At 59.7% G+C, this 12,535-nt stretch carries 12 protein-coding genes; 4 read left to right on the forward strand and 8 right to left on the reverse strand.

The window, feature by feature from the left end; all coding sequences use genetic code 11:
- Nucleotides 1–3: 3 nt before the first annotated feature.
- The 6 genes from H7850_RS13400 to H7850_RS13425 form a co-directional block, all read right to left on the reverse strand.
- Nucleotides 4–702 (reverse strand): hypothetical protein, encoded by a 699-nt coding sequence (locus H7850_RS13400; RefSeq protein ID WP_227370095.1) that lies wholly within the window; start codon nt 700–702, stop codon nt 4–6.
- A gap of 2 nt (nt 703–704) precedes the next feature.
- Nucleotides 705–1,397, reverse strand: coding sequence for an ATPase (locus H7850_RS13405; protein WP_227370096.1), 693 nt, complete (start codon nt 1,395–1,397; stop codon nt 705–707).
- Nucleotides 1,398–1,415: 18 nt separating this feature from the next.
- Nucleotides 1,416–1,865 carry an ATP synthase subunit C gene (locus tag H7850_RS13410; RefSeq protein WP_227370097.1) on the reverse strand — a complete coding sequence of 150 codons (450 nt, stop codon included), beginning with the start codon at nt 1,863–1,865 and terminating at the stop codon, nt 1,416–1,418.
- Nucleotides 1,853–3,634, reverse strand: coding sequence for a V-type ATP synthase subunit I (locus tag H7850_RS13415; RefSeq protein WP_227370098.1), 1,782 nt, complete (start codon nt 3,632–3,634; stop codon nt 1,853–1,855). Before H7850_RS13415 ends, H7850_RS13410 begins: the two co-directional genes overlap by 13 nt.
- The gene (locus tag H7850_RS13420; RefSeq protein ID WP_227370099.1) at nt 3,631–4,236 is read right to left on the reverse strand and encodes a V-type ATP synthase subunit D; all 606 of its coding nucleotides are present in this window, start codon (nt 4,234–4,236) and stop codon (nt 3,631–3,633) included. Before H7850_RS13420 ends, H7850_RS13415 begins: the two co-directional genes overlap by 4 nt.
- 169 nt (nt 4,237–4,405) lie before the next feature.
- The gene (locus H7850_RS13425; RefSeq protein WP_227370100.1) at nt 4,406–5,788 is read right to left on the reverse strand and encodes a V-type ATP synthase subunit B; all 1,383 of its coding nucleotides are present in this window, start codon (nt 5,786–5,788) and stop codon (nt 4,406–4,408) included.
- Between the two features lie 415 nt (nt 5,789–6,203).
- On the opposite strand from H7850_RS13425, the gene lldD reads away from it, so the two are divergent.
- From lldD to H7850_RS13440, 3 genes are all read left to right on the forward strand, one after another.
- Nucleotides 6,204–7,358 (forward strand): FMN-dependent L-lactate dehydrogenase LldD, encoded by a 1,155-nt coding sequence (gene lldD, locus H7850_RS13430; protein WP_227370101.1) that lies wholly within the window; start codon nt 6,204–6,206, stop codon nt 7,356–7,358.
- Nucleotides 7,359–7,558: 200 nt separating this feature from the next.
- Entirely contained in the window at nt 7,559–8,482 is a 924-nt protein-coding gene (locus tag H7850_RS13435; protein ID WP_227370102.1) for a homocysteine S-methyltransferase family protein, read from the forward strand.
- Nucleotides 8,483–8,609: 127 nt separating this feature from the next.
- Nucleotides 8,610–8,876 (forward strand): hypothetical protein, encoded by a 267-nt coding sequence (locus H7850_RS13440; protein ID WP_227370103.1) that lies wholly within the window; start codon nt 8,610–8,612, stop codon nt 8,874–8,876.
- Here the strand turns inward: H7850_RS13440 and H7850_RS13445 are convergent.
- Together H7850_RS13445 and H7850_RS13450 are read right to left on the reverse strand one after the other, a co-directional pair.
- The gene (locus H7850_RS13445) at nt 8,845–10,068 is read right to left on the reverse strand and encodes a cytochrome D1 domain-containing protein (protein ID WP_319799283.1); all 1,224 of its coding nucleotides are present in this window, start codon (nt 10,066–10,068) and stop codon (nt 8,845–8,847) included. The genes H7850_RS13440 and H7850_RS13445 overlap by 32 nt on opposite strands.
- Before the next feature lie 16 nt (nt 10,069–10,084).
- On the reverse strand, nt 10,085–10,408 hold the full coding sequence (locus H7850_RS13450) for a c-type cytochrome (protein WP_227370104.1): 324 nt from the start codon (nt 10,406–10,408) through the stop codon (nt 10,085–10,087).
- 380 nt (nt 10,409–10,788) lie between these two features.
- On the opposite strand from H7850_RS13450, the gene H7850_RS13455 reads away from it, so the two are divergent.
- The gene (locus H7850_RS13455) at nt 10,789–12,510 is read left to right on the forward strand and encodes a cytochrome D1 domain-containing protein (RefSeq protein WP_413614164.1); all 1,722 of its coding nucleotides are present in this window, start codon (nt 10,789–10,791) and stop codon (nt 12,508–12,510) included.
- Nucleotides 12,511–12,535 lie beyond the last annotated feature (25 nt).

The raw sequence follows: 12,535 nt of genomic DNA on the forward strand, positions 1-12,535 counted from the left end.
TCCCTAAAAAAGCGCGCCGTAGTCGCCGAGCCCCCGCTCGATATCCGCCTGCAGTCGGCGCTCCACCGCCTCGGCGTTGTAGCGCTGCCAAGCGGCAATCAGGCGCCAGCGCAACCAGTAGATGACGACCTCGCGAAAATCGAAACGATCATACTGGCGCGCCCGGGTAAGTTGGCGCCCACACTCTTCCATCAATAGCCGTTCCAGTTCCCGGGGGCGGTCCTGCTCGAGATGCTCCCAAGCCTCACTGAGCCAGGGAAAGACCGCCCCTACGCCGAACAGCGGCGCATGCCAGTGGGCGCTGATATGCGCCAGGCGCGGGCCGAACCCCCAGCGCTCGCCGAACGCCGGCGCAGGTTCACCGGACCGGCGCCGACGCAGGGCCGTTACCAAGGTATGGCGTTCGAGCATCGACACGAGGAGATCATTCACGCCGTGCTCGGCCAACTGCGGTGCCGCTTGCCGATAGCGCTGAAGATAGGCCTCGGTGGAAACGTCCAGGCCCAGATATTGCCAGTCGAGCAGCGTCTCCAGCTTCTGCAGGCTGTCTCGATGGCCCGCGCTCAGTGCCTCGAGACGATGTTCCAGTCGGATCGCCGAGATCGGCAGTGGCTCGCGTCCAAAGGGCATGACGGGCAAGACCGGCAGGCTGGCGAGCAGATCGACATACTGATGACGCGTTGACATGGCGATGAATGACATGGCTATTTGACGATACCCTCGAGCATGGCGCGAAAACGCGGCTGCAGGTGCGCCAGCAGAAGTTCCGCCACCGCCTCGTCGCTGATATCGAGCTCCATTTCCTGCTCGTGCAGGCGCACTCGCAGGCCGCTTGTCTGCTCGCCGATTGAAAAGCGCACGCCCTCTCGCAGTACCTCCCGGGCCTGGGCGACCACGAAGTAGGAGAGGGTGCCTTCCTTGAGTTCTTCCGGGCGGCGTCGCAACTCCTCGAGCCCCAGCACGTCCCGGGGTAGCATCATCTCCACGTCGTTTTCCGCATCCAGGGGCGTGTCGCTGCGGGTGCGGGCGGCGAGTTCGAGAATCAGCCGCTGCAGCAGGTCTTCCTGGGACAGCGTCTGACCCACTAGCCAGCGCAGATGATCGCGAAAGCGATGGGTCAGGGTCGCTTGCATCTCCAGCACCGCGTCTCGAGCGGCCACCCGCAGTGCTTCCCTGGTAGAATCCTCCAGGCGCTTGGCGTCTTCCCCGGCCTGTTCGCGCAGTGCCTTGGCGTCCTCTTCCGCCTGTTCGATCATCCAGGTGGCGCGCTTTTCCGCATCGTCCACGATGCGCCGGGCCTCTTCCCGGCCTTGCTCGACTCCTTCGCCTCGCAGCCGTTCGATCAGTGCCTCGACGCCGGAAGAGGCGCCTTGGGGAGCCGTTTCCGATTGACTCATAGGTTTACCTCCTCGGAATCATTGCGCCGGGATGCTGCCACCGATTACCAGCGCGAAGATAAAGGCGAACACCCCGAAGCCTTCGACGATAGCTGCTGGCGCGATGGATAGCCCGAAAATCTCCGGCTTGCTCTTTGAGCTGTTGATCGCCGAAGCGCAGCAGCTGCCTTGATAGACCGCGCTCAACAGCAGCGCCACCCCGGCCAGAATGCCCACGGAGAACAGCCCCGGGGAGGTTGCGACGGTAACCGGGCGCTGCAGGGTGAACATCACCACGATGCCGTAGATGCTCTGGGAGGAAGGCATTGCCGAGAGCCCAATGAAACGGCCGTGGCCGGACTCGGTCTCGAGCAGGGCACCAATGGCCGCTTGCCCGGCGATGGCGCAGCCGATAATGCTGCCGATGGCTCCCAAGGCCATGGGGCCGTAGAGTCCCGCCCAACCCAGTGCGATGATCAGTTGCTCCATAGCGTGGTCTCCGTTTTCCTGAATGCCTTGAAGGGGTACCCTTCGTCCGAGATGCCCCAGTGATAGAACTCGATGAGGTTGAGCCGTAGCCCGTGCACCACGCCGCTGACCACCGCCAGCACGAAATTCAGGGCGTGACCGATGACTAGGATCAGCGCGTAGAGCAGGATGCCGAGGCCGGGATAGGCCGCTGCCGCATCCGCGGCGAGCTGATTGAAGGTGACTGCTAAAGAGGCGCTGGCGAGTCCAAGAGCGAACAGGCGCAGATAGCTCAGCACGTCACCGAAGGCCCGGGTCACGTCCGTCAGGGCGTAAAGGCCGCCGCCGACGCGCTTGAGCAGATCCAGCGGCTCGTGGATAGGACGGGTGTCCGTGAATGCAAAAACGGCGATAAGCCCCAGGGCAAGAGCGAGTCCACCGCCAGGGATGGCGTAATAAAGCATGACTCCCGCCACCAGGGCGATGATCCAGCCCAGCGGCGCCAGCATGGCGCTACGCCCTCGGTGATTCCAGGCGACGGTGGCGTTGGCGATGATCAGGTGCGCCAGGCCAATGCCGATCGCCAGCTGCATCATCTGCCCGAAATCGTTGACATCGAGAAGCTTCAAGGATGAAAGCCAGCTTTCTGGCGGCGGGTTCCAGCCGAAATAACTGCCGGCCAGCACACCATAGACCAGGGTGAAGCCCACCAAGACGAACCCCAGGGTGCGCACTCGCGTCCCGGCTCGGCTCTGCTTGAGCCGTTTTGAAAAGAACAGCATCGCGCCGAGCAGCAGCAGGGCGTAGCCGGCGTCGGCGAGAATCATGGCGAAGAACACCGCAAAGGAGAAAAATATCACTCGGGACGGGTCCCAGTTGCGATAACCGGGCATCTGATAGAAGCCCACGATCTCCGCGCCGCCGGCGGTTCGCTCATCGTTTTCGAGCAGGGTAGGGGGCTGATCTTCCGGCCCCACCGGCTCAATGAGCAGGGCGAGCCCTTTTTCTTCGGCGAGACGTTGAACGTTCTCAAGGGCCTCTTGGGGTACCCATCCCTGCACGGCGAAGATGGCGTCGTCGTCTCGGGTGAGATGCTGCGCTTGCTTCAGGCTCGCGGCGTCATCCGCCTGGGCCTGATGGCGATGCAGCAGATGAATCCAGCGAGTCAGCGCCTCTCGCTCGGCGACGGTTTCATCCAGGCGCACCACCAGGCGTTGTAGCTCCTCGCGCAACCGCCGGCGCGGCACGCTGCCGGTATGGGTGCGCGGCACCGGAAGGGCATCCGCTGCGGGCTCTTCCTGGCTGATCACCGCAATGTAGCGATTGCGGTTGTCGCGATGCACCTCCTGCCAGGGAAGCGCTACGTCAGCGAGCTGGCGCGCCCGATAGTTGGGCACCTCGTAGAACCACAGGCGCTGCCCGGCGAGGCTTTCCAGGGGCGGAAAGTCGAAATCTCCCCAGGGCTCGAGATCCTTCAGACGCCGCCGGGTGAAATCGATGCTGTCTTCCAGGTCCCGCATCCGGCGTTGATTGTCCAGGGCGCGTTCGACGGTGACTTGATGATCGAAGTCCGGATCGTCCGGCACCTGATGGCGCTTGATCGGGCAGTCGAGCAAATAGGCCAGTGCCTTGCGGGTATCACTCGCGCCTGCGCTGGTGGGCGTATCCTGCTTTTCCGGTCCCAGGTCGATCAAATGCATGGCGTCAAGGCGCTGCAAGTCGCGCAGCGTGGCCTGCTTGCCGCCATGGCTGCCCAGCAGGGTCACTCGGCTCAGTGCCACGATACTCATAAGCGCACTCCCTGGGCCTGCTTGCGTTTGGCAAGTTTGGCCCGCACCACCGCCGAGCGCTCGCCGTCGGCAAGATGGATATGGATACGGCGAATGTTCTCTCGAGTGCGGGGGATCAACACCTTGTCGAACAGGTTGACCCGCTGGGTGACCTGCTTGACCGCGCGCTCCAGACGCCGCAGCCGTTCCCGCTCCACCTGAAGGCGCACCGTCAGCGCCAGGGCGTCTCGCAGCACTTCTTGATAACGGTCCAGCCAGTGGGGCGTGGTCAACTTGGGATAGTTGGCGAGTTCGATGTCGACCTCCTCGAGAAGCGGCAGATGAACGCCGAGCAGGTTGTGCTCGCGCAGATGCACCTGGGTGACCCGAGCTAGATCCTTGAGCTTGAGGGTATCGTCACCGGCCATGGGCAACCGATCACGCACTTTAGCTATCAGGACCTCAAGCTCGGCTTCGCTTTCCTGCAGCGTTTTCCGGGCGTGCAAGCGCTCGGCGATCAGTTGACGACGCTTGAGATCCAGGGACGGCAATAGTCGCTGAAACTGCTGGAGCCTGGACTGTTCCCGGTGCAGGGCGGTCTTGTTAAGTGAGAGTCTTGCCACGTCGTTTCCTCAAAACGATCTGCTGCGCGTTGGCCATACTTCGTTAAATCCGAGCGAAAAATGCTCATTTACCCCAGTAAACTGCGCGTTTTCGCTCGGATTTGCCTTGTCTGGCTCTAGCTCGCTAGATCGTCGGCACGTTCTCTTTTCCGCTGACTGTCTTGCACTATCAGCTTGCAGTACCAGCTTGGATTTCTTCCGCACTATGACGCTTCTTGTTGGGAAAATACTTGTCGATGAGTTGCTGACGCATGACCAGTTCCTTGGGCTCGAAGCATTCCGCCAGGGTCTCCCAGGCCAGATCCAAGGCGCGTTCCAAAGGTAGGGAGACGGATACGTCCATGAAGCGTTTCTCGAACAGATCACCGAAGCGCAATAAGTTCTCGTCGAAGCTGGAGAGTTCGAAGGCCATGGCGCGCTTCTGCTGGGCGTCCCGGGCGCCGGCATACAGTCGAATCATGGTGTTCATCAACGCGCCGTGATCCTCCCGTGTGCTCTTGCCGATCACCCGCTGCTTGAGCCGCGAGAGCGAACCGAAGGGGTCGATCCGGCCGTCGCGTAGATAGAACTGCCCCTCAGTGATGTAGCCGGTGTTGTCCGGCACTGGGTGGGTGATGTCGTCCCCGGGCATGGTGGTGACGGTCAGTACCGTTACTGAACCGGCGCCGTGGAAGTCGCAGGCCTTTTCGTAGCGCCGCGCCAGTTGGGAGTAGAGATCCCCCATGTGGCCGCGATTCGACGGCACTCGCTCCATGCTGATGCCGACTTCCTTCAGGGCGTCGGCAAAGGCGGTCATGTCCGTGAGCAGCACCAGCACTCGCTTGCCTTCCTCCACGGCGAAACGCTCCGCCACCGCCAGGGCCATGTCCGGCACCAGTAGTCGCTCCACTACCGATTCCGAGGCCAGGTTTGCGAACATCACCGTATGGGCGAATACCCCGGCATCGAGGAAGCGCTGACGAAAATAGTGGTAGTCGTCGAAGATCAGGCCCATGCCGCCGAACACCACCACGTCCGCGTCCGCGTGAATGGCGATACGTGCAAGCAAAGCGTTGTAGGGCTCGCCGGCCACGGAGAAGATGGGAATCTTCTGGCTTTCCACCAGGGTGTTGAAGACGTCGATCATCGGCACGTCGGTGCGAATCATGCGACTCGGCATTACCCGGCGCATGGGATTGACCGAAGGCCCGCCAATATCCACCCGACGATCCTCGGTAAGCGCCGGGCCGCGATCCATGGGTTCGCCGAGGCTGTTGAAGGCGCGTCCCAGCACGTTCTGGGAGCAGGTGACCTGCATGGGATGACCGAGAAAGCGAACCGATGCCCGGGTGGTCAGCCCGGCGGTGCCGCCAAAGACCTGCAGCGAGACCACGTCGTCATCGATGCGAATCACCTGGGCAAGCACCGTTTCGCCATTCGCCTTGCGTAGACTGGCAATATCGCGAAAGCGTGCTGGCGTAGACTGATTCCCATCGCCGGTGGGCACCCGCACCCGCACGATGCCGCCGACGATGCTGAGAATGTTGCGATAGTGACTGAGAGGTTGTGACATGCCAGGCCGATAGCTCCGCTCAATGGGGCCTTGTCTCGGCATGACTCAATCAACGCTGCCGAGGACAACGCGAGATTCGTCTAGAGGAGTGCACACTGGTTTGCATGATTTTTACTATTCTTCTAATGAACATGCCTCCAGCTTGCCAAAGAGTCAACCAGAGACGCAGGCACTCATGAGCTGGATCAAGATAGATGCGATGATTTGCCAGAGTATGTGCCCCGCCCTTGAAAACACCGGCGTTGAAGCGGCTTTTGCTGGAATCTGAAATTGACGAGAGTTGGCATTTTTACTGCAAGTCTTGGTTTGCCCTAGGACTGCAAGCGAGGATGACGGCTTCGGATAGCGCCAAGGCCTGAAGGAAATGTACCATTAGCCAAGACGTCGACCCTGCGACCACAGAGGGACTTGCCTGATGATCATTTCCGCTTCCACGGATTACCGGGCGGCAGCCAAACGCCGGCTGCCACCTTTTTTGTTTCACTATCTCGACGGTGGCTCCTACGCCGAACACACGCTCCGGCGCAATGTCGAGGATCTGGCGGATATCGCCCTGCGTCAGCGGGTGCTCAACGACATGTCGGAATTGGATCTGACGACTCGTTTCTTCGATGAGACCCTGTCGATACCCCTGGCCTTGTCGCCAGTAGGCTTGACGGGCATGTACGCCCGTCGGGGCGAGGTGCAGGCGGCCAAGGCCGCGGAGTCGAAGGGTATTCCGTTCACCATGTCTACCGTGTCCGTGTGTCCGATTGAGGAGGTCGCCCCGGCCATCGAGCGTCCCATGTGGTTTCAGCTCTACATCCTCAAGGATCGGGGTTTCATGCGGAATGTGCTGGAGCGGGCCAAGGCCGCCGGAGTGACCACGCTGATATTCACCGTGGATATGCCGGTACCGGGTTCCCGCTATCGCGATGCCCACTCGGGTATGAGCGGCCCCAACGCAGCAGCACGCCGGGTGCTGCAGGCCATGACCCATCCACACTGGGCCTGGAACGTGGGCCTGCGCGGCAAGCCCCATGATTTGGGCAACATATCTACCTATCGCGGCAACCCGACGGGCCTTGCGGATTACATTGGCTGGCTGGGAGAGAACTTCGACCCGTCCATCTCCTGGAAGGAACTCGAGTGGATTCGCGAGTTCTGGGACGGCCCGATGATCATCAAGGGTATTCTCGATCCGGATGACGCCCGAGATGCGGTGTCTTTCGGTGCTGATGGGGTGGTGGTCTCCAATCACGGCGGGCGCCAGCTCGACGGCACACCTTCTACCGCGCGCGCCCTGCCGGCGATTGCGGATGCGGTGAAAGGCCAGCTCAAGATTATCGCCGACTCTGGGGTTCGCACTGGGCTTGACGTGGTGCGCATGCTCGCCCTTGGTGCCGACTGCGTCATGCTGGGGCGCGCCTATATCTATGCCCTGGCGGTAGACGGTGAGGCCGGGGTGTGTAATCTGCTGGATCTGATCGAAAAGGAGATGCGGGTGGCCATGGTGCTGACCGGCGCCCGGACCATCGATGACATCAACGCCGATATGCTGGTGCGGGAACTGAAACAGGCTGCCCGATAACCAGAACTGGAAAAAGAGTGAGAGGTCTCGTTAGTTATCGAACTTGGGTACCTTGATCATGATTATCATCCCTCTGAAGTCAAATGTGGAATTCACTCCCAAGATAGACCACCTTCAAGGATACAAGCGAAGGTCTGATCTGCGCTTGAGTGCTGTAAAACACCTTTCACCAAAAAGCCGTGGGAATCTATTTTTAACTCATGAAAACCTCAGCTCGCTATAACAGCGCTCGGGAGCGATTACAGGCCGGTCAGACACTGGTTCTCGATGGCGGTGTCTCGACGGAACTCGAAAGGCGCGGTATCTCGATGTCCGATGAACTTTGGTCTGGTCGGGCTATTCTCGATCATGAAGACGCGATCATCGATATGCACCGAGCCTATATCGACGCCGGCGCCGATGTCATCACCGCCAACACCTATGCCTCCTCTCGGCTCATGCTGGAACCTGCGGGCCTCGAGGATAGAGTCGAAGAGATCAACCGGCGCTCCATCGAGGCAGCGCTCGAGGCGCGGGAGCGTGCCGGTACCCCGCAGGTGCTTGTCGCCGGAGCCATGTCCCATATGGTGCCTATTGCCAAGGGCAGCTATCGCGCTACCACTCCAAAGCCGCTACCTTCCCAGGTAATGACGGCGGCCTTTCACGAACTGGCGGAGATTCACGCCTCTGCCGGTGCCGATCTGCTGCTGCTCGAGATGATGTCGATACCGTCGCGCATGAGCGCGATGTTCGATGCCCTGAGCGATACGCCGCTGCCGGTCTGGTGTGGCATGTCAGCCGCCCGGGACGAGCAGGGTGGTCTGTATTCCTGGCATGAGCGAACCACACCCTTCAGCGATATCGTCGATCTGGCAGCTCGCCAGCATTTCGACGTGCTGGGCATCATGCATACGAGTGCCGAATTGATCGCCGAAGCGCTCTCCATCATGCGCGAAAGGCACAAAGGCCCGCTCATGGCTTATCCGGATTCCGGCTATCTGGAAATGCCTCATTGGCGTTTCGTGGATACCGTCACGCCGGAGCACTTTGCGGAATTTGCCCGCGAGTGGCAAGAAGAAGGCGCTCAGATTATCGGTGGCTGCTGTGGACTGGGACCAGAGCACATCAAGGCGATTGTGTCTTGATCTACCAACAACCATCGATGCGGTCATCAACTACAAGACTGCGAAGGATCTGAAAGCAGCGCTTAGCGTTGCCTGCCCGCACGGCATTGACGTCTACTTCGATAATGTCGGCGGCACTTAGGCGGCGATGTCACTGATCAACTACCGCGTCCGCATCGTGATATGCGGGCAGAAAGCTCAATACAACGACGCCTCATCTAATAGCGGCGCTGTCGCGCCTCAAATCCTGATCAAGAAGAGTGTCAAGATAAAAGGCTTCGTGGTGTACGACTACCAGGGTAGAAACGACGAAGCCATCGAGCATTTCGGCAAATGGATCAAGGAAGACAAGCAACTGGTCAAGCTTGCCGGCCAAGGCTCGCTCAAAGCCCGATACGATGCGCCCGGTCGGTGAAGAAGATGCCACTGGGCGATTCCGCGGGCAGCGTGGCCAGTTCCTCGAAAGTGTCGGTGTCGTAGACCTTGATGTGATCGCTGTCCCGCGCCGAGATCCAGATATGCTCGCCCCGGGGGGTAAATTCCATGTGCAGAATAGAATCCCCGGCGGCCAGGGTCTTGACCACCTCCTTGCTGCGAGTGTCGATCACCTGGACGACGTCGTTCTTGGGATGAGCGAAGCTGACCCACACCTGGCGCTGGTCCGGGCGGCTCATCACGAACACCGGCTGACCCTGCACCGGGATGCGCTTGTCCAATGTCCAGTCGGTGGTATCCGCTACCAGCACCTCGTGGCGACCCACCGCCGGGAAATAAGCCTGGTCTCCCGCCAAGGCCCAGCCTTCCAGATGCGGCATCTTGTACACCGGCAGGCGTTTCTCGCCGCGCCCATAGTTCGGCAGGATGCGCTCGACGCCTTGCTCCGGGTGCCATAGATCGAGCATGGCCAGGCCGTCCTCGCCAAACAGGCCCGCAATATAGTAGCGCCCATTGGGGCTAATGAGGGCGTCGTAGGGCTTCTCGCCGATATTCTCGAAGCGGGTGATGTCGGGTTGATCGTCAGTCATGTCCAGGGTCCAGATCTCACCGGCGTCGAACAGGCTGAAGACGAAGTCGTTGCCCGGCACGTCCACCAGTCCAACGGTCTTGGAGCGCTCGGTACTGCCCTTAGGCGTCCGGTAGGTGGCGGGAATGTCCGCCACCAGGCCGAGATCGGTGCTTTCGAAGATCTTGACGCCGCCGGGTTCGTAGTTGGCCACGGCCACATAGTCGCCGTCCTGGGAGATGGCGCCGCCGATGCTGTTGCCGGACTGAATGACGCGCTCAATGATCTCCCCGGTGAGTATGTCTACCTTGGTCAAGCCTCCATCGCGTCCGAAGACGAAGGCATAACGCGCATCCCGAGTAAACTTGACCGATGCGTGAGAAAGGTCGCCAAGCCCTTCGATGCGCCTCAGGATCGCGCGCTCGCTGGTATCGACGATCAAAAGACTGCCGGTAGCGCGTTCCACCACCACACCAAGATCGCCGGTACCGCGTAGTTCGGTATCTGGCGTCAGCGTCTGGCAGCCTGCCAGCAAGGCAAGCGCGCTACCGATCAATAACGTCTTGAAATAAAATGGCTCTTTAAAGAAAGAGGGCAAAAACATCGCGGGTTTCCTTGGATCAGCGTGGGGGAGCATCTTTTTTCAACTGTTCGGCAAGCCAGGCTGCGTCTTGTCGAGTCAATAGTTCAGACCAGGGCGGCATCGCGGTACCGGGTATGCCATGCAAGATGATACCGATGAGGGCGGTAACGTCGTAACGCGCCATGCGCTCCGGAAGTAGGGAAGGCCCGAGACCGCCGCGCAGGGTCATGCCATGGCAGGAGCCGCAATCCTGGTAGAGCAGCGTCTCGAGTTCGGCCTGCCGGCTTGGCGCCGGATCCCCCGAAACGGCGGGCGCTACCAGCAAAAGCAATAACGCGATTCCCCAGTGGCGGTAACGCATGCGCAAACCTCGCAGAATACAAAAATGCTTTTAATATGCATGTTTATATCTTTACACCGATTAACCGGATGAATCTTGATTCTGATCAATAACGGCCTGGTTGCCTGCTGTCAGGATTATTCCAGTAAAACTAGGCAAAAAGGTTAGATAAGCAAGAGGCTTCTTATGCTGTGAAGTTGTTTTCCTGATAAGAAGTAAAACATATGCATTTTAAAAAACGGAAGTAGTGTCCAACAGAGTGGTGTTGCTAGCTGGCTTGCTTCTGCAACGAATAACAACGCATGTGACCTGGTGGCAAACGTGGTTCTCAACGAGCATCGAGGGAGACAAAGATGAAACCCAAAAGTGGCTATCTAAAACCACTGGTCGTGGCGGTTGCCATGGCATCTCTGGGCGTTGGCACTTTTGCCATGGCTCAGCAGGACTCAACTGAAACAGCCAAGCAAGAAGCGAAGAAGGAGCATGGCGGTGATGCCGCTGAGCAGACTTACCGGGGTGCCGGCGGATCACCGCTCCAGTCAGGTGATGTCAAGATGATGACCACGCCTGGCGCACCGGATATGGCGCAAGAGGATTTCAACAAGGCGACCGAGATCTATTTCCAGCGCTGTGCCGGTTGTCATGGCGTATTGAGGAAAGGTGCAACCGGCAAGGCGCTCACCACTGATCTTACCCAGGAAAAAGGGTTGGAGTATCTCAAGGCCTTCATTACCTATGGTTCAGCGGCGGGCATGCCCAACTGGGGAACCTCGGGTGACTTGACCGATGATGAAATAGAAATGATGGCCAAGTACATCATGCACGAGCCGCCGGTACCGCCGGAATTCGGCATGGACAAGATGAAAGAGTCCTGGGACGTCATGGTGCCACCGGAGGAGCGACCCACCGAGCAGATGAATGATCTCGAACTCGAGAATCTGTTCTCCGTCACGTTGCGCGATTCCGGCCAGATCGCTCTGATCGATGGCGACAGCAAGGAGATCGTCAAGGTACTGGAAACCGGCTATGCGGTGCACATCTCGCGCATGTCCGCCTCCGGTCGCTATCTGTTCGTCATCGGGCGTGATGCGGTCATCGACATGGTCGATCTGTGGATGGAAGAGCCCACCACGGTAGCCAAGCTGAAAATCGGTCTTGAAGCGCGCTCCGTGGAGACCTCCAAGTTCGAGGGATACGAAGACGAATACGCCATTGCTGGTGCCTACTGGCCACCCCAGTACGTGATCATGGATGGCGAGACCCTGGAGCCGAAAAAGATCGTCAGCACCCGCGGCATGACCGTGGATGAGCAGATCTATCACCCGGAACCCCGGGTAGCGGCTATCGTCGCCTCTCACGAGCACCCGGAGTTCATCGTCAACATCAAGGAGACCGGCAAGATCCAGCTGGTCAACTACGAAGACCTGGACGCGGTGAATATCGTCGAGATCGATACGGCACGCTTCCTGCACGATGGCGGCTGGGACAGCTCCAAGCGCTATTTCCTGACGGCGGCCAACGAGTCCAACAAGATCGTGGTCATCGACTCCAAGGATCGCGAGCTAGAAGCCATCATCGACGTAGGCAAGATCCCTCACCCGGGGCGCGGCGCTAACTTCGAGGATCCAGAGCATGGTCCGGTATGGGCTACCAGCCACTTGGGTGACAACAGCATCTCGTTGATCGGTACCGATCCGGAAGGGCATGGCGACAACGCCTGGAAGGTAGTGCGCACCTTGGAAGGTCAGGGTGGCGGCTCGCTGTTCATCAAGACCCACCCCGAGTCCAGCAACCTCTATGTCGATACCCCGCTGAACCCGGGCGAAGATCTCAGCCAGAGCGTGGCGGTCTACGACATCGACAACCTCGATGCCGGCTATGAGGTGCTGCCGATCGCCGAGTGGGCGGATCTGGGTGAAGGACCCAAGCGCGTGGTGCAGCCGGAGTATAATAAGGCGGGTGACGAGGTGTGGTTCTCGGTCTGGAACGGCATGGAGCAGGAGTCCGCTCTGGTGGTCGTCGATGACAAAACTCGTGAACTCAAGAAGGTCATCAAGGATGACCGACTGGTCACGCCGACTGGCAAGTTCAACGTGTACAACACGCAGCATGATGTTTATTGAGGAATCCCTGAATAAATGGCTGCAC

The organism is Halomonas sp. M20 (assembly GCF_020622265.1).
Lineage (GTDB): Bacteria > Pseudomonadota > Gammaproteobacteria > Pseudomonadales > Halomonadaceae > Modicisalibacter.

Excerpts from the sequence above, each read along its gene's own strand:
- H7850_RS13400 (WP_227370095.1), bottom strand. The coding sequence starts at position 702 with ATGTCATTCATCGCCATGTCAACGCGTCATCAGTATGTCGATCTGCTC.
- H7850_RS13405 (WP_227370096.1), bottom strand. The coding sequence starts at position 1,397 with ATGAGTCAATCGGAAACGGCTCCCCAAGGCGCCTCTTCCGGCGTCGAG.
- H7850_RS13410 (WP_227370097.1), bottom strand. The coding sequence starts at position 1,865 with ATGGAGCAACTGATCATCGCACTGGGTTGGGCGGGACTCTACGGCCCC.
- H7850_RS13415 (WP_227370098.1), bottom strand. The coding sequence starts at position 3,634 with ATGAGTATCGTGGCACTGAGCCGAGTGACCCTGCTGGGCAGCCATGGC.
- H7850_RS13425 (WP_227370100.1), bottom strand. The coding sequence starts at position 5,788 with ATGTCACAACCTCTCAGTCACTATCGCAACATTCTCAGCATCGTCGGC.
- lldD (WP_227370101.1), top strand. The coding sequence starts at position 6,204 with ATGATCATTTCCGCTTCCACGGATTACCGGGCGGCAGCCAAACGCCGG.
- H7850_RS13435 (WP_227370102.1), top strand. The coding sequence starts at position 7,559 with ATGAAAACCTCAGCTCGCTATAACAGCGCTCGGGAGCGATTACAGGCC.
- H7850_RS13440 (WP_227370103.1), top strand. The coding sequence starts at position 8,610 with ATGTCACTGATCAACTACCGCGTCCGCATCGTGATATGCGGGCAGAAA.
- H7850_RS13445 (WP_319799283.1), bottom strand. The coding sequence starts at position 10,068 with ATGTTTTTGCCCTCTTTCTTTAAAGAGCCATTTTATTTCAAGACGTTA.
- H7850_RS13450 (WP_227370104.1), bottom strand. The coding sequence starts at position 10,408 with ATGCGTTACCGCCACTGGGGAATCGCGTTATTGCTTTTGCTGGTAGCG.
- H7850_RS13455 (WP_413614164.1), top strand. The coding sequence starts at position 10,789 with ATGGCATCTCTGGGCGTTGGCACTTTTGCCATGGCTCAGCAGGACTCA.